General features: G+C 64.6%; 16 protein-coding genes. 8 read left to right on the forward strand and 8 right to left on the reverse strand.

Going from position 1 to position 15,115, the window contains the following annotated elements; genetic code table 11:
* Positions 1–28: 28 nt before the first annotated feature.
* The 4 genes from AC6LJ2_RS04290 to AC6LJ2_RS04305 form a co-directional block, all read right to left on the reverse strand.
* Positions 29–937, reverse strand: a complete 909-nt coding sequence (locus AC6LJ2_RS04290; protein WP_263913028.1) for a fatty acid desaturase — start codon at positions 935–937, stop codon at positions 29–31.
* Positions 921–1,697, reverse strand: a complete 777-nt coding sequence (locus AC6LJ2_RS04295; RefSeq protein WP_263913029.1) for a sterol desaturase family protein — start codon at positions 1,695–1,697, stop codon at positions 921–923. Before AC6LJ2_RS04295 ends, AC6LJ2_RS04290 begins: the two co-directional genes overlap by 17 nt.
* A 137-nt stretch (positions 1,698–1,834) precedes the next feature.
* Complete coding sequence (gene dapA, locus AC6LJ2_RS04300) at positions 1,835–2,728, reverse strand: 4-hydroxy-tetrahydrodipicolinate synthase (protein WP_263913030.1); 894 nt, start codon at positions 2,726–2,728, stop codon at positions 1,835–1,837.
* Positions 2,729–3,035: 307 nt separating this feature from the next.
* Positions 3,036–3,521 (reverse strand): free L-methionine (R)-S-oxide reductase MsrC, encoded by a 486-nt coding sequence (locus AC6LJ2_RS04305; RefSeq protein WP_263913031.1) that lies wholly within the window; start codon positions 3,519–3,521, stop codon positions 3,036–3,038.
* Positions 3,522–3,690: 169 nt separating this feature from the next.
* Between AC6LJ2_RS04305 and AC6LJ2_RS04310 the strand changes: the two genes are divergently transcribed.
* From AC6LJ2_RS04310 to AC6LJ2_RS04330, 5 genes are all read left to right on the forward strand, one after another.
* The gene (locus AC6LJ2_RS04310; RefSeq protein WP_498150881.1) at positions 3,691–4,893 is read left to right on the forward strand and encodes an aminotransferase-like domain-containing protein; all 1,203 of its coding nucleotides are present in this window, start codon (positions 3,691–3,693) and stop codon (positions 4,891–4,893) included.
* 100 nt (positions 4,894–4,993) lie between these two features.
* On the forward strand, positions 4,994–5,920 hold the full coding sequence (gene ubiA, locus AC6LJ2_RS04315; protein ID WP_498150882.1) for a 4-hydroxybenzoate octaprenyltransferase: 927 nt from the start codon (positions 4,994–4,996) through the stop codon (positions 5,918–5,920).
* 71 nt (positions 5,921–5,991) lie between these two features.
* The gene (locus AC6LJ2_RS04320; protein WP_263913034.1) at positions 5,992–6,396 is read left to right on the forward strand and encodes a DUF1090 domain-containing protein; all 405 of its coding nucleotides are present in this window, start codon (positions 5,992–5,994) and stop codon (positions 6,394–6,396) included.
* Positions 6,397–6,713: 317 nt separating this feature from the next.
* Positions 6,714–7,106 (forward strand): DUF4148 domain-containing protein, encoded by a 393-nt coding sequence (locus AC6LJ2_RS04325; RefSeq protein WP_263913035.1) that lies wholly within the window; start codon positions 6,714–6,716, stop codon positions 7,104–7,106.
* Positions 7,107–7,311: 205 nt separating this feature from the next.
* Complete coding sequence (locus tag AC6LJ2_RS04330; protein ID WP_263913036.1) at positions 7,312–8,430, forward strand: saccharopine dehydrogenase family protein; 1,119 nt, start codon at positions 7,312–7,314, stop codon at positions 8,428–8,430.
* Between the two features lie 18 nt (positions 8,431–8,448).
* Here the strand turns inward: AC6LJ2_RS04330 and glcC are convergent, their stop codons facing one another.
* Positions 8,449–9,210: a transcriptional regulator GlcC gene (glcC, locus tag AC6LJ2_RS04335; RefSeq protein WP_263913037.1), complete on the reverse strand. Its 762-nt coding sequence runs from the start codon at positions 9,208–9,210 to the stop codon at positions 8,449–8,451.
* Positions 9,211–9,445: 235 nt separating this feature from the next.
* On the opposite strand from glcC, the gene AC6LJ2_RS04340 reads away from it, so the two are divergent.
* The 3 genes from AC6LJ2_RS04340 (at position 9,446) to AC6LJ2_RS04350 (ending at position 13,522) form a co-directional block, all read left to right on the forward strand.
* Entirely contained in the window at positions 9,446–11,620 is a 2,175-nt protein-coding gene (locus AC6LJ2_RS04340) for a malate synthase G (protein WP_498150883.1), read from the forward strand.
* A gap of 120 nt (positions 11,621–11,740) precedes the next feature.
* Positions 11,741–12,358, forward strand: a complete 618-nt coding sequence (locus tag AC6LJ2_RS04345) for a TetR/AcrR family transcriptional regulator (protein WP_025136300.1) — start codon at positions 11,741–11,743, stop codon at positions 12,356–12,358.
* A gap of 309 nt (positions 12,359–12,667) precedes the next feature.
* Entirely contained in the window at positions 12,668–13,522 is an 855-nt protein-coding gene (locus AC6LJ2_RS04350; RefSeq protein WP_498150884.1) for a cysteine hydrolase family protein, read from the forward strand.
* An 87-nt stretch (positions 13,523–13,609) separates the two neighbouring features.
* Here AC6LJ2_RS04350 and AC6LJ2_RS04355 read toward each other — a convergent pair whose 3' ends face one another.
* The 3 genes from AC6LJ2_RS04355 to AC6LJ2_RS04365 all read right to left on the reverse strand — a co-directional run bounded on the left by AC6LJ2_RS04355 (position 13,610) and on the right by AC6LJ2_RS04365 (position 15,057).
* The gene (locus AC6LJ2_RS04355) at positions 13,610–14,200 is read right to left on the reverse strand and encodes a TetR/AcrR family transcriptional regulator (protein ID WP_263913041.1); all 591 of its coding nucleotides are present in this window, start codon (positions 14,198–14,200) and stop codon (positions 13,610–13,612) included.
* Between the two features lie 126 nt (positions 14,201–14,326).
* Positions 14,327–14,632, reverse strand: a complete 306-nt coding sequence (locus tag AC6LJ2_RS04360) for a DUF4148 domain-containing protein (RefSeq protein ID WP_445657851.1) — start codon at positions 14,630–14,632, stop codon at positions 14,327–14,329.
* A 119-nt stretch (positions 14,633–14,751) separates the two neighbouring features.
* Entirely contained in the window at positions 14,752–15,057 is a 306-nt protein-coding gene (locus tag AC6LJ2_RS04365; RefSeq protein WP_263913043.1) for a DUF4148 domain-containing protein, read from the reverse strand.
* Between the last annotated feature and the right edge of the window lie 58 nt (positions 15,058–15,115).

Raw genomic sequence — 15,115 nt, forward strand, 5'->3', positions numbered from 1 at the left:
CTCTAGTGGCAGGTATGGGTAGGCGGCGCTAGCGCACGTGCTCGGGCGCCATGCACGAGCGGGTGCGGAAACGCGGCAGGAAAGTGCCCAGCACGAACACGCGGAACATGTAGGGCGTCAGGCCGCCCTCGTTCAGCGCGGGCGTCACGCGGGCCCGGTAATGATCGCGGTGCAAGCCGGTCAGTTCCGACCAGTGCGCGCGCGGATGTTCATGGTGCGCGGTATGCAGCCCGATATTGAACAGCAGCGGATTGACCATTCCTTCGAAATTGCGGGCGTAGTTCAGGCCGGCCACCGCCCGCGGGCCGCCATCGGCATGCGCGTGCTGCAGATAGTTGGTGGCCAGCAACCAGTGCAGGCCATGCAGCTGCGGAATGATGACGAACACCAGCGCCTTGACCGGGTTCAGGGCCAGCAGTGCGCCCCACAGCCCCAGCCACGCGCCGTATTGGCACATGCAGTAGCGCCACGCGCCCGGCCAATGCCGGCGCAGCCGGCCCAGCCAGGCGAAAAACAACGGATACAGCACCCACACGGCCTGCGCCGGGTGGATCAGGTAGCCCCACAGGTGATTGGTATCGCCGCCGAACCGATAGGTGCGCGCCGCGTCGAGCGCGCCGTGCTTGTAGCGATGGTGATTGGCCACGTGCGCCGGGTAGAACACGAAGGTGGGGTGTCCCTGCAACAGCGTGATCCAGAAGTCGGTGGCGCGATTGGTCCAGCGCCCCCGCCACATGCGGATGTGCGTGTGGTTGTGGTGAATCACACCGATGCCCAGCGTCAGGAACAGCATCAGCGCATACAGCGGCCACCAGAAGCCGTGCAGCCACTGCCACGCCGCCAGCGCGGGCAACGCGGCCAGGTAGGCCAGGCTCTGCCAATCGCGCCGGTTACGCAGCGTGGGCAGCCGGCGCGGCTTGCTAAGCGCGTCCGCCAAGCGATTCTCGCTTACGGAAAGCCTCCAGTTGGGGCGTGGCCGCCTCGGCTTGCAGCCGGGTGCGGAACAGGCGATCCATGAAGGTGAACTGGAACCCGAAATTGCCGTGATAGCAGGCGTGGTGCAGATGGTGTCGGCGGCTCGCGGCGAACCAGTGCGAATAGGACACGTTGGGAAAGAAGTCGTAATTGGCGTGGCCGATGCAATTGAAGAACAGGCTGAACAGCGGCACCGATGCCAGCGACCAGAAGCTGAAATCGTGCAGCACCATCGGCAGCATGATCACATTGCCCAGCATCAGCGCCTCGATGGGGTGAAAGCTGTAGGTCGAAAATGGCGTGGTCACCACCGAGCGGTGGTGCGGCAGGTGAAAGCGGCGCAGCAGCTTGGTGTGCAGCAACCGGTGGTTGATCCAGAAGTGCACGTCGTTCCAGGCCACCAGCACCAGGATTTCCAGCGTGATCTTCTGCCAGCTGGCATCCGGATCCAGGTGCGCCCAACCCAGCTGCAGCAGGCCCCATGGAAAGATCATGCCGGTGCCGAACAGCAGGATCGACAGGCCAGACTGGGCGAACTCGCGCCGCAGTTGCCCCGGCGCCAACGGCCGCGGGTCCAGCGGACGGCCGATGCCCAGCGCCGGCAGGATGTGCTGGGTCAGCAGCCAGGTCGCAGCACCGAAAACCAGATAGATGCCGCCGAAGAACAGCAGGCCTGCCAGCATGACCTGCCAGGCGGACAACGCGACGAAAGCTTGGGCCATGAACGTTTTGTTTCACCCCGGAGAATGGCCGCATCATAAGCAATCCGTCAGGATCAAGGTGAGACATTTATTACAAAATGAATCCGCCTCCCGACGGGCCGCATGACGTTCGGCCCAAGCCTTTGACCAGACGCCTGTTACTGGCAGGGGAACTGCCGGTTCAATCCCGCCACCGCGGCATCCATGCGCAACGCCAGGGCCGCACTGGCGCTGGGCATCGGCTGGCGCAATTCGTCGGTCAACAGGCCCTGGCGACCCAATTGCGCCTTGACGGGGCCCGGATTGGGCTCGGCGAACGTCAGCTGGATGATGGGCACCAGCGCCTGGAACAGGCGGCGGGCCAGGTCCAGCTGCTGCGCCTGCACCGCCTGGTACATGGCCACGAACAGATCGGGGCGGATATGCGCGGCCGCCGCGATCATGCCAGCGCCCCCCAGGCACAGCAGCGACAGTGATTGCAGGTCTTCACCCGCCAGCACGCGCATGTTGCCGTCGGCGATCAACGCCAGCGTCTTGTCCAGCGACCCGCCGCAGTCCTTGATGGCGGCGATGTTCGGGTGCGCCGCCAAGGCCAATAATGTGGCGGTCTCCAGCGATGTGCCGGTTCGGTACGGAATGTCGTACAGCACCAGGGGAAAGCGCGAGGCATCGGCCAGGCAGCGGAAATAGGCGGCAGCGCCGTCCTGGCCAGGGCGCACGTAATACGGCGCGGGTGCCAGAATGCCCGCCAGCGGACGCGTACCAAAGGCCGACAGGCGCTGCAGCACATGGCCTTGGTGGTTGCCCGCCAGGCCCATCACCACGGGCATTCGGCCAGCTTCGGTCAGCACGGCGTCGAGCACGGCCAGTTGCTCGGCATCATCCAGCGCCGCGGCTTCGCCGGTGCTGCCGCAGACGACCAGGCCATCCACCCCGGCGGCCACGAAATGGCGCACCAGGCGGCGCAGGGCCCCGCCATCGACAGCGCCGCCGGAAAACGGCGTCACCAGGGGAACCCAGACGCCTTGGAAGAGGGATTGACGAGTTTGCATGAACACTCCTTCGGTGTAAGCGGACCGTGGTTGGACCGTACAGAAGTGCTCGGGATACTTGGGGTGCGCGCGAAGGCGCCATGGCGCCGCCGAGAGGCCGCTGTTCCGTCGCCCATCTGACGGAACAGCATGCTCCGGTCAGATGAGCGGCTGTTTTTTGGATTTCAGGCCGACGCAGACCGTCGCCACGCCCAGGGCGCGGAACAGGTAAGCGGATTGGTTGGCCTGATGAATCATGAAAGGAATAAAGGGGCAAAATCGGCCGCAACCGGCCGATGCGCAAATCTACCGGGCTGCCGCGGGCCTGTCAACGCAGGCTGGCCAGGAACGCCTCGCAGAGTGCTTCCATGCCGCGCCGGTCGTCTTCGTCGAAGCGGTCGGGCACCGGGCTGTCGACGTCCCATACGCCAATGAGCTGGCCTTGATGGACCAGCGGCACCACGATCTCGGAGCGCGAGGCGGCGTCGCAGGCGATATGGCCCGGAAACGCGTGCACGTCCGGCACCAGTTGCGTCTGGCGCTGGCTCGCCGCCGCGCCACACACGCCGCGGTTCAGCGCAATGCGCACGCAGGCCGGCTTGCCCTGGAAGGGACCCAGCACCAGTTCCGTGCCATCAAAGAAGTAAAAGCCCACCCAGTTCAGGTCGGGCAGGGCCTGGTAGGCCAGCGCGCCGAGGTTGGCGGCATTGGCAATGCGGTCGTGCTCGCCTTCGAGCAGCGCGCGAGCCTGCTTGACCAGTTCGGCGTACAACGCAGCCTTGGATTCGGCGGCAATCGGGGCAGCTTCAAACATATGTATAAATGTAACTGTACAGGCGATTATCGATGCAAGTGATTTTAGGGGCGCGCCGCGATAAAGGGGCCGGCTCGCCTCGCTGTGGGACAATAGTTTACGCAGTAACGTCTTTTCTGCCTCGTTGCCGTTACCCCTGCCACCCCTCTTCTTGATTAAGAAGCAAGCCATGGACAAGCCTTTCGAACCTGCGTTTTCCTTCTCGGAACGCGCTCAGCAACTCACCAGTTCCGCCATCCGCGAGATCCTCAAGGTCACCGAGCGGCCCGAAGTCATCTCGTTCGCAGGCGGTCTGCCGGCGCCCGGCGGCTTCCCGGTAGAAGTGGTACGAGCGGCATTCGACAAGGTCCTGGCCACCAACGGCCGCGCCGCCCTGCAATACGGTCCCACCGAAGGCTTTGCGCCGCTGCGCCAATGGGTCGCGGACGACCTCAACAGCGCGGGCGCCAATGTCACCGCCGACCAGATCCTGATCGTCTCCGGCTCGCAACAAGCGCTGGACCTGCTCGGCAAGGTCCTGATCGACAAGGACAGCAAAGTGCTGGTCGAAGACCCCAGCTACCTGGGCGCCCTGCAATCGTTCAGCCTGTACCAGCCCAAGTTCGTGCCGGTGCCCACCGACGACGGCGGCCTGATCCCCGATGCCATCACCCCCGAACTGGCCGATGGCGCGCGCTTCCTGTACGCCCTGCCCAATTTCCAGAATCCCACCGGCCGCACGCTGAGCCTGGCGCGCCGCATTGCGCTGGTCAAGCGCGCCGCCGAACTGAACCTGACCATCATCGAAGACGACCCCTACGGCGAACTGCGCTACGCAGGCGAACCGCAGCCTGGCCTGATCGCGCTGGCCTCCGAGTACGGCGCCAATGTCGTCCGTCTGGGCACGTTCTCCAAGGTGCTGGCCCCGGGTCTGCGCCTGGGCTACATCGCCGCCGCCCGTCCGCTGATCAACAAGCTGGTGCAGGCCAAGCAAGCCACCGACCTGCACACGCCCACGCTGACCCAGATGGCCGTGTACGAAATCGTCAAGGACGGCTTCCTGGACGAGCACCTGCCCAACGTGCGCGAAATCTACCGCGCCCAGGGCAGCTGCATGCTCGAAGCCATCCAGCGCGAATTCCCCGCCACCGTCACCTGGACCAAGCCCGAAGGCGGCATGTTCATCTGGCTGACGCTGCCCGAGCACATCGACAGCACCAAGCTGCTCGAAAAGGCCATTGCCCAGAACGTGGCGTTCGTGCCCGGCGCGCCGTTCTACAGCGGCGCCGGCCGCGCCAACACGCTGCGCCTCAGTTTTGCCACCGTGCCCGAAGACAAGATCCGCACCGGCATCGCCATCCTGGGCAAGCTGCTCAAGGAATACACGGCCTGAAAACCCGGCCCTGACCACCCTTGACGGCACCGCGGCCGGGCACCATGCCCGGCCGTTGTTTTATGCTGTCGGCTTTCCTCCCCTTTCTTTCGCCGTGACAGTGAGCGCCCCGCAACAACCTCCCGTCGACCTCAGCGACATCGTCTTCACCGACTGGGTCGAACGCTGGCTGCCCCGATCGTGGCGGCCCTACGCCCGCCTGTGCCGGCTTGACCGCCCCATCGGCACCTGGCTGACCCTGCTGCCCTGCATCGCTGCGCTGATCCAGGCCGCCGGTGGCCTGCCCGACCTGCAACGCCTGATCGTTTTCTCGCTGGGCGCCTTGCTGATGCGCGGCATCGGCTGCACCGTCAACGACATGTGCGACCGCAACTTCGACAAACACGTCGAACGCACCCGCTTTCGCCCGCTGACCAGCGGCCAGCTGACGATGCGCAAGGCGGTGTGGTTCCTGATCGGCCAGTTGCTCGTCTGCGGTTCGCTGCTGTTCTTCCTGAACGGCATGAGCCGCTGGTTGGCCGTGGCCGTCCTGCCCTTCGTCTTCATCTATCCGCTATGCAAACGCGTCACCTACTGGCCGCAGGTGGTACTGGGCATCTGCTTCAACTGGGGCATGCTCATGGCCTGGTCGGACACGCAGAACCACGTGCCCCTGGCCGCCGTGGCCATGTGGCTGGGCGCGGTGCTGTGGCAGGTGGGCTACGACAGCATCTACGCCTACGTCGACGTGCGCGACGACCGCAGCCTCGGGCTGCACTCCACGGCCATGCGCTTTGGCGACCAGGGCAAGCTCTGGATCGGCGGGTTCTACCTGGCCAACGTCGTGCTGTGGGCCTGGGGCGGCTATGCCATCGGCATGTCCGCGGCCTATTACGTGGGCATTGCCGCCATCGCCGTGCACCTGGCTTGGCAGTTGAAGGTCTTCGACATCCAGCGCCCCGACCGCAATTTCATGCTGTTCCGCGCCAACCTGTGGCTGGGCGCATTGCTGGTTGCGGCAGCGCTGGCAGGCACGCTGATCCGTTGACCGCGCGCATTGCGAGCCACGGCCGCTTGGGCGAAGATGGCAGCTCCCGACACGCCTTACGGAGACACCGCATGCCCGCTTTGACCAAAACCCTGACGGCCCTGGCTTCGGTTTGCGCACTGCTCGGCGCCCTGCCCGCGCAGGCCGCGACCGACTGCTCGGCGCAGCGCGGTTGCGCCGCCAAGTTCTGCCAGATCGAAAACGACATCGCCGCGGCCAAGGCCGACAACAACACCCGCAAGGTGGCCGGCTTGCAGAAAGCGTTGGCTGAGGCGAAGGCGCACTGCACCGACAGCCGCCTGCAATCCCAGCGCGAAGCCGACGTGCGCGACAAGCAGAACAAGGTCTCCGAACGCGAGGCCGAGCTCAAGACCGCCCGCGCCAAGGGCAAGCAAGACAAGATCGACAAGGCCCAGCGCAAGCTGGACGAAGCACGCGCTGAATACGACGCCGCTTTGGCTGACCTGAACCGCTGATCCTTCCCCCTGCCAGCCCCGGAACCCTTCCGGGGCTGCGCGCCGCTTTCCCCCTCCCCCTTGATTCGCCGGCCTTGGCCCCTGCCCGGGCCGACCACCACCTATTGCGTCATCAAATGGAAATATCGCCACCTATGGTGCCATTTGAGAAGTTCCAGACCGATTAGTACGTATTTTGGAAAGATGTTTTCAGGTAATAAGGGTTTATCCCAGGGTTGTTTAGGCACAGAATGCATCTCATCGGGACACAGCAAGCGAACCCCCAGCAATCAGGCCAGAGGTTCGGATCCCAAGCTCAAGACATATGGAGGTCTGCTATGAAAACCCTTGCTACCGCTTTGATGCTGTCCATGTCCGTTCTGGCTGCCGCTGGCGCCCAAGCCGCCGAAGCCGACCAAGGCCCGTCGCGTGCCCAGGTTCAAGCCGAACTGCAACAAGCCAAGGTTTCGGGCCAATACACCTTCGGCGAAGAAGGCTACCCCGCCGCCATCGCCCAGAAGTCCAGCCTGACCGCGCAACAAGTGCAAGAGCAACTGGCCCAAGCCAAGAACGCCGGTGAAGTCACCTTCGGCAACATGGACTACCCGCCCGTTGCCCACGCCGCTGCCTCGTCGCTGACCCGCGCCCAAGTGCAAACCGAACTGGCCCAAGCCAAGACGGAAGGCCTGGTCACCTTCGGCAACATGGACTACCCCCCCATGGGCAGCTGATTGCAAGGCCTGGCTTCCAGGCCCGGCAATCGCCCTGCAAAGCCCTTCGGCCCTGGCCGAGGGGCTTTTCTTTTGACGAATCGACACCCAATTAAGTCATAACGACGTTAGTTAAAACCGTTACGACGCTTTAGCATCTACAAATCGACAACGCTCGCGCATAGGATGAGGCCAACCCTTCCCCCTCTCTATGCAGGAGCGCACCATGTCCACCTCTACCAAGCCCGTCCTCTTGTTGGGCGCCGGAAAAATCGGCTTCGCCATCGCCCTGATGCTTGAGCGTAGCGGCGACTATTCGGTCTTGGTTGCCGACCAGGACCCCGCGCGCCTGCGCGCCGTGGCCGAATTGGGCTGCGAAACGCGCCAGATTTCCGATGACGCCTCGATCGCGGCCTGCCTCGAGGGCCGTTACGCCGTGGTCAATGCGCTGCCGTTCCATCGCGCCATCGCGGTGGCGGGACTGTGCGCGAAGGCCGGCGTCCATTACTTCGACCTGACCGAAGACGTAGCCAGCACCCATGCCATCCAGGCGCTGGCCGCTGACAGCCACAGCGTGCTGATGCCGCAGTGCGGCCTGGCGCCGGGCTTCATCGGCATCGTCGGCAACGCGCTGGCCCGTCGCTTCGACACGTTGCTGGACCTGCGCATGCGCGTGGGCGCACTGCCGCGTTACCCGTCCAACAGCCTGCGCTACAACCTGACCTGGAGCACCGAAGGGTTGATCAACGAATACTGCAACCCGTGCGAAGCCATCGTCGATGGTGAACTGACCAGCGTGCCCGCGCTGGAAGGCTATGAGACCTTTGCGCTGGACGGCGTCGAATACGAAGCCTTCAACACCTCGGGCGGGCTGGGCACGCTGCCCGCCACGTTGTTGGGCCGCGCCCGCAACGTGGACTACAAGTCAGTCCGTTACCCGGGCCATTGCAACCTGATGAAGCTATTGCTCAATGACCTGCGCCTGCGCGACCGCCGCGACCTGCTCAAAGACATCTTCGAAACGGCCATCCCCACCACCGAACAGGATGTGATCGTCATCCAGGCGCAGGCGTCCGGGCATCGCCACGGCCGGCTGGAAGAAGAGTCGTACCCCATTCGCGTCTTCGGCGCCGACGTCGACGGCCATCGCCTGAGCGCCATCCAGCTGTCGACCGCCGCCGGCATCTGCGCGGCGCTGGACCTGGTCGCGCAAGGCGTGCTGCCGCAGAAGGGCTTCGTGGGGCAAGAGCAGATCGCGCTGGAAGCGTTGCTCGGCAACCGCTTCGGCCGCGTCTACGCCGGCAAGCCGCTGGCCCTGGCGGCCGCGATGACTGAAGACCGGTAAAGGTCTGCCCGCTGCGCGCTACGTCCAGCCTTCCAGGCGCAACGTGGCGCGCACCAGGCGCTGTTCTTCCTGCTCGATTTCAGCGAGGTTCTGCCGCACGCTGTCGACATGGTCGGCGGCGGCGCGGCGCGCCTGCTCGGGTTGGCGCCCGATCACCGCGTTGAACAGCTTGGCGTGCTGCTTGTCGATCTGCCGCTTTTCGGGCTCGCGGTGGTACAGGTTATTGACGCAGGCGAACACCGATCCCAGCATCAGGTCGTTCAATGATTGCAGCGTATGCACCAGCACCGGGTTGTGCGAAGCCTCGCAGATAGCCAGATGAAACGCATGATCCAAGTGCGCGTGCGTGGCCGTATCGGCATCCGCCTGGGCATGCACCATCTCTTCGTAGCGACGCCGGATCATGATGAAATCGGCCTCGGTGCCGCGTAGCGCCGCCAACCGGGCTGAATCGGCCTCCAACAGCGAACGGACCTCGAGCAGGTCGTACAGCGTGCGCGGCTGCGAGTTGAACAGGTGCATCAACGGGCCCGCATCCACCTTGGAAATGCGCGCCACGAACGAACCCTTGCCCTGCGACGTGTGGATGATCTCGCGCGCGCGCAAAAGCTTGAGCCCCTCGCGCAGCGCCGTACGCGACACGCCCAGCTTTTCCGTCAGGCGCCGCTCGGACGGCAGCGCCTGGCCGGCCTTCAGGACGCCGTCCAGGATCAGGCGCTCGATGCGCTCGGCCACCTCGTCCGCCACCTGGCGGGGTTTAGTTTCGATTTCGGCGTGCATGCGTTCTCCGTACCAGTGGTATGACCAAGCTTTCGTCCTAGACGAGCACGCTTTTCACGCCAACTGTAAGTGGCTGATATAAAACCATAAAAAAACAATGTTTGCCGGGTGGGGCGTGAATAAACTGGTATGACCAGCGGGTTTTGATATGGACTTTGGCGCAGCCGCGAACGATGATGTCACGACAGATTCGCCCGGCGCGCGCGCCGCCCAGACCTCCTTACCAGAGACTCGCATGACTCAACGCACCCAGCACCACGGCCTGCAAGTGGCGGCCAATCTCAGCCAGTTCATCGAAAAGGAAGCGTTGCCCGGCTCGGGCCTGGATGCCGACGCCTTCTGGAAGGGGTTCTCGGCCCTGGTGCATGACCTGGCCCCCAAGAATCGCGCCCTGCTGGCCGAACGCGACCGCCTGCAGGCTGAACTCGACGCCTGGCACCGCGCCCACCCCGGCCCCATCGCCGACCCGGCCGCCTATCGCAAGTTCCTGGAAGGCATCGGCTACCTGCTGCCGCAGCCGGCCAGCGTGCGCGCCACGACCGACCATGTCGATACCGAAATCTCCCAGCAAGCCGGCCCGCAACTGGTGGTGCCGGTGTCGAACTCGCGCTACGCCCTGAACGCCGCCAACGCCCGCTGGGGCAGCCTGTACGACGCGCTCTACGGCACCGACGCCATCCCGGCCACGCCTGGCGACACGGGCAAGGGGTACAACCCCGAACGCGGCGCCGCCGTCATCGCCCGCGCCCGCGGCTTCCTGGATACCGCCGCCCCGTTGGCCCAGGGCTCGCATGCCGATGCCCGCGGCTACGCCGTCAAGAACGGCCAGCTCAGCATCGCACTCGCCAACAGCGCCACCACGCTCAAGACGCCGGCGCAGTTCGTGGGCTACCAAGGCAATGCCGACGCGCCCACGGCCGTGCTGCTCAAGAACAACGGCCTGCACTTCGAAATCCAGGTCGACCGCAGCCACGCCATCGGCGCCACCGATGCTGCCGGCGTCAAGGACGTCCTGGTCGAAGCCGCGCTGACCACCATCATGGATTGCGAAGACTCGGTCGCGGCCGTCGACGCCGACGACAAGGTCCACATCTACCGCAACTGGCTCGGCCTGATGAAGGGCGACCTGACCGAAGCCGTCACCAAGGCCGGCAAGACCTTCACCCGCAAGCTCAATGCCGACCGCCAATACACCGGCGCCAACGGCGCCCCGCTGAGCCTGCACGGCCGCTCGCTGATGTTCGTGCGCAACGTCGGCCACCTCATGACCAACCCGGCGGTGCTCGACCGCGATGGGCAGGAAATCCCGGAAGGCATCCTGGACGCCGTGGTCACCAGCCTGGCCGCCCTGCACGACCGCGAACGCAAGCTCAATTCGCGCACCGGCTCGGTCTATATCGTCAAACCCAAGATGCACGGCCCGGCCGAAGCCGCCTTCGCCAGCGAACTGTTCGACCGCGTCGAAGACCTGCTCGGTGTGCCACGCAACACCCTGAAAATGGGCATCATGGACGAAGAGCGCCGCACCAGCATCAACCTGAAGGCCTGCATCCAGGCCGCAGCTGCGCGGGTGGCGTTCATCAACACCGGCTTCCTGGACCGCACCGGCGACGAAATGCATTCCAGCATGGAAGCCGGCCCCATGCTGCGCAAGGGCGACATGAAGTCCACCGCCTGGATCACCGCCTACGAGCGCAACAACGTGCTGGTCGGCCTGGACGCCGGCCTGCGCGGCCGCGCCCAGATCGGCAAGGGCATGTGGGCCATGCCCGACCTGATGGCCGCCATGCTCGAACAAAAGATCGCCCACCCCAAGGCCGGCGCCAACACCGCCTGGGTGCCGTCGCCCACCGCCGCCACCCTGCACGCGTTGCACTACCACCAGGTGGATGTGCAGGCCGTGCAACAGGAACTCGAACGCACCAAGCTCGACAGCGTGCGCGACGATCTGCTGGCCGGCCTGTTGACGGTGCCCGTGGGCGACCGCTCGAAATGGTCCGCCGCCGACATCCAGCAGGAACTCGACAACAACGTCCAGGGCATCCTGGGTTACGTGGTGCGCTGGATCGACCAGGGCGTCGGCTGCTCCAAGGTGCCCGACATCCATAACGTCGGCCTCATGGAAGACCGCGCCACGCTGCGCATCTCCAGCCAGCACATCGCCAATTGGCTGCGCCACGGCGTCACGAACCGCGACCAGGTCATGGAAACCTTCAAGCGCATGGCCAAGGTGGTTGATGGCCAGAACGCGGGCGACCCCCACTACCTGCCCATGGCGGGCAACTTCGACGGCTCGCTGGCGTTCAAGGCCGCTTGCGCGCTGGTGTTCGAAGGCTTGACCCAGCCCAACGGCTACACCGAGCCGCTGTTGCACAAGTTCCGCCTGGAATTCAAGGCGGCCCAAGCCTGATCATTCCGCCAGAACCTGCATGATCCAGCCGGGCAGCGCAAGCTGTCCGGCTTTTTTTCAGCCGCCGACAGCGATAAGATAAAAACCCCCAATTTCGCACGATCGTGCTAAATTTCGTGCATGACTGCCTTGACTGAAAAGAGCGAACTGACCTTCGCGGCCATTGTGGACGCGGCCTTGGACATGGCCGCCGCCCAGGGGCTGGAGAGCCTGTCGCTCGGCCAGGTCGCCAAACGGCTGGGCATCAGCAAGAGCGGCGTGTTCTCCCGGGTCGGGTCACGCGAAGCGCTGCAGCAAGCCGTGCTGGACGAATACGACCGCCGCTTCGTCGCCGCCGTGTTCACCCCCGCCATGGCGCAACCCCGCGGGCTGCCGCGTCTGAATGCGCTGGTGGCTCACTGGATCGAACGCGCCTGCAATGTCGAACTGCTGACTGGCTGCATCTATGTTGCCGGCGCCTTTGAATACGACGACGTCGACACGCCATTGCGCTCGGTGGTGGAAGAACATCTGCGGGGCTGGCGCGCCGCGATGGTCCGCACGGTGCAGCAGGCGCTGGAAGCCGGTCACCTGCGTCCGGACACGGATCCCGAGCAGTTGGTGTTCGAGGTCTACAGTCTGATGATCGGGCTGATGCACGACGCCCGTTTCCTGCGGGACCCCAAGGCTCATGAGCGGGTACGCGCCGCCTATGAGCGCCTGATTTCCACGTATCGCAGTTTCAAGTACATCGAGTAGTGCACCCAGGCGCCGGCTCAAGCCGGCATTTCTTGCGGCCAATTTCGCACGGTCGTGCGAATTTATTGAAGAACGGAGCGGGTCATGATTTTCTACATCGCAGCGGCAGTCGGAGTGGTGGCGCTGGTACGCATCTGGCTGCTGTGGCGAGCCCTGTTGCGGCAATTGCCCGACTGCGCCCGCCACCTGGTGCTGTTCTAGCCAGCCCTTCTTCGCAGGACGGCCGCTCCTGGACGCGCGGGCGCAATGAACTCGCCCGGCGCGGGTATCCCGGTCTATATTCCTTATTCACCCCCCGCCCCTGCCCCCATGTCGCGCTCTGTTCATCTACTGATCATCGATCCGCAGAACGATTTCTGCGATCTGCCGAAGGGCTACTTGCCCGCCGATCCGCTGACCGGCCAGGCCATTGCGCCCGCGCTGCCGGTACCTGGCGCGCATGCCGATATGCAACGGTTGGCACGGTTCATCGACGCGACCGCGCCGGCGTTAACCGCCATTACCGTTACGCTGGATTCTCATCACCGACTGGACATCGCGCACCCCACGTTCTGGCGCACGGGTGACGGTCGCCCGGTCGCCCCCTTCACGCCCATCACCGCCGGCCAGGTGCGCTCGGGCGCCTTCCAGCCTCGTCACGTAGACGACCTGCCGCGCACACTGTCCTACCTGGACGAACTGGAGGCGCGCGGCCGCTACACGCTGATGGTGTGGCCCGTGCATTGCGAGATCGGCACGTGGGGCCATAATGTCCACGCGGACGTGCGCGCCGCCTACAGCCGCTGGGAAGACGAGGGCCAATTCATCGTGCGCAAGGTGCCCAAGGGCACCAATCCCTGGACGGAGCACTACAGCGCGCTGATGGCCGAGGTGCCCGACGCTGACGACCCCCGCAGCCAGCTCAACCGCAATTTGCTCGACTCGCTGGGCCGCGCCGATCTGATCGTCGTCGCGGGCGTGGCGGGCAGCCACTGCGTCAAGGCCACCGTCGAGCACCTGGGCGAGTACCTGCCAGGCGGTAACTTCTCTCGCGTGGTGTTGCTCACCGACTGCATCAGCCCGGTGACCGGCTTTGATGACGCCCAAACCAGCTTCCTGCAACGCATGCGCGATCTCGGCATGCAGGGGCGCAGCAGCGTGGACATGGCCCGGGCCCTGGCCTGACGCCCTGCTCCGACACACCAACGGTGCCTCAAAGACAACGGCCGCAAGCTTGCGCATTGCGGCCGTGCAAATAACCAGGCGGGCAGATCAGGCGGCCGGCTTATCCTGGCACTCGACGTACAAGGCGCTGATCGCCTCGCACAGGGCCGGCGGTGCCTGGAACAGCCGTGATACCAGCATGCAGCCCTGCACCGTGGCGAACACCGCCCGGCCGGCCGCTTCGGCGCTACCTGAGAATTTCAGCGTGCCTTCTTCGGCGCCTTGCGCCAGCACCCGGGTCAGCCACACTTCGTGCGCCCGGAAAAATCCCTGCAATGCACCTCGCACGCGATCGGGCAAGCTCATCATTTCGGCCGCCAACATGCCGCCCAGGCACAACTCGCCGCTGCCGCACGCCTTCGATTCCATCATCGACAGATAGGCTTCAAGCTGGGCGTGGGCCGGCTGGGTGGTATCGATGCTGCGCACCGAGGCCAGGGCACGGGCGCTATAGGCTTCGACAGCCTCGTAGAGCAGATCGTCCTTGCCCGGAAAGTAATAGTGAATGCTGGACGTCTTCACGCCCACGTGCTCAGCCAGGTCGCGATAGCTGAAGCCATTGCAACCGCGGGTGCGGATCAGCTTCTCGGCGTGAGCCAGCAGCTGGTCGCGGGTGGTATTGGGAGTGGGAGTGTCCATGGCTGAATATTACCTACTAATAGATCGGTTCGTCATCGGCGGGTTTGCCCCCGGTCCGGAACAACCGTGCGGACTCCGGCCGGGAAATATCCCGCCCCCCGGAGTCCGCATCGCTCGGCATCAGGCTCAGCCTTGAACGGGCGGGTAGTCCAGTTCACCGCTTTCGGTCAGGCCCTGGGCGCGGGCAGCAGCCAGTTCCTGCTTCACTTGGGCGCGGCTCTTGTCGCCAGCGCTGGCGAACGTCGTGGCGACGGCGCCTTCTTCGTTGGTGGCCAGTTCACCGTTGGCCCGGGCGGCGGCCAGTTCTTGCTGCACTTGGGCGCGGGTCACCGTGCTTTGGGTGTTGGCGGCAGGCGGGTAGTCCAGTTCGCCGGCTTGGGCGGCACCGATGAACGAAGCGGACAGGATCAGGGCGGATACGAGGGTCTTCATGGTGGATCTCCAGTAGGGATAGGGGTAATGCTTGGCTTGCTGTTTGGGTGACTGCTTGCGCTTGCTACGTGAATCAAGAAGCTATCTATCTATAGATAGACTCGCAGTCGATAAAAAACTCAGCCTTGGACGGGCGGGTAGTCCAGTTCACCGCTTTCGGTCAGGCCTTGGGCGCGGGCAGCAGCCAGTTCCTGCTTCACCTGGGCGCGGCTCTTGTCACTGGCGCTGGCGAACGCGGTCGCTGCGTAGCCTTCTTCGCCGGAGGCCAATTCACCGTTGGCGCGGGCGGCGGCCAGCTCTTGCTGCACTTGCGCGCGGGTCACCGTGCTTTGGGTATTGGCGGCGGGCGGGTAATCCAGTTCGCCAGCTTGGGCGGCGCCGATGAACGAGGCGGACAGGATGAGGGCGGATACGAGGGTCTTCATGGTGGATCTCCAGATAACGATGGCTAGGTTGTTTCAGTTAAACTATCTACTTATAGGT

It is taken from the genome of Achromobacter sp. 1014246743, assembly GCF_059760725.1.

Coding starts and splice junctions, on each gene's coding strand:
- dapA (WP_263913030.1), bottom strand. CDS start 2,728: ATGCAAACTCGTCAATCCCTCTTCCAAGGCGTCTGGGTTCCCCTGGTG.
- AC6LJ2_RS04340 (WP_498150883.1), top strand. CDS start 9,446: ATGACTCAACGCACCCAGCACCACGGCCTGCAAGTGGCGGCCAATCTC.
- AC6LJ2_RS04345 (WP_025136300.1), top strand. CDS start 11,741: ATGACTGCCTTGACTGAAAAGAGCGAACTGACCTTCGCGGCCATTGTG.
- AC6LJ2_RS04330 (WP_263913036.1), top strand. CDS start 7,312: ATGTCCACCTCTACCAAGCCCGTCCTCTTGTTGGGCGCCGGAAAAATC.
- AC6LJ2_RS04325 (WP_263913035.1), top strand. CDS start 6,714: ATGAAAACCCTTGCTACCGCTTTGATGCTGTCCATGTCCGTTCTGGCT.
- AC6LJ2_RS04320 (WP_263913034.1), top strand. CDS start 5,992: ATGCCCGCTTTGACCAAAACCCTGACGGCCCTGGCTTCGGTTTGCGCA.
- AC6LJ2_RS04305 (WP_263913031.1), bottom strand. CDS start 3,521: ATGTTTGAAGCTGCCCCGATTGCCGCCGAATCCAAGGCTGCGTTGTAC.
- glcC (WP_263913037.1), bottom strand. CDS start 9,210: ATGCACGCCGAAATCGAAACTAAACCCCGCCAGGTGGCGGACGAGGTG.
- AC6LJ2_RS04365 (WP_263913043.1), bottom strand. CDS start 15,057: ATGAAGACCCTCGTATCCGCCCTCATCCTGTCCGCCTCGTTCATCGGC.
- AC6LJ2_RS04355 (WP_263913041.1), bottom strand. CDS start 14,200: ATGGACACTCCCACTCCCAATACCACCCGCGACCAGCTGCTGGCTCAC.
- AC6LJ2_RS04360 (WP_445657851.1), bottom strand. CDS start 14,632: ATGAAGACCCTCGTATCCGCCCTGATCCTGTCCGCTTCGTTCATCGGT.
- AC6LJ2_RS04295 (WP_263913029.1), bottom strand. CDS start 1,697: ATGGCCCAAGCTTTCGTCGCGTTGTCCGCCTGGCAGGTCATGCTGGCA.
- AC6LJ2_RS04310 (WP_498150881.1), top strand. CDS start 3,691: ATGGACAAGCCTTTCGAACCTGCGTTTTCCTTCTCGGAACGCGCTCAG.
- AC6LJ2_RS04350 (WP_498150884.1), top strand. CDS start 12,668: ATGTCGCGCTCTGTTCATCTACTGATCATCGATCCGCAGAACGATTTC.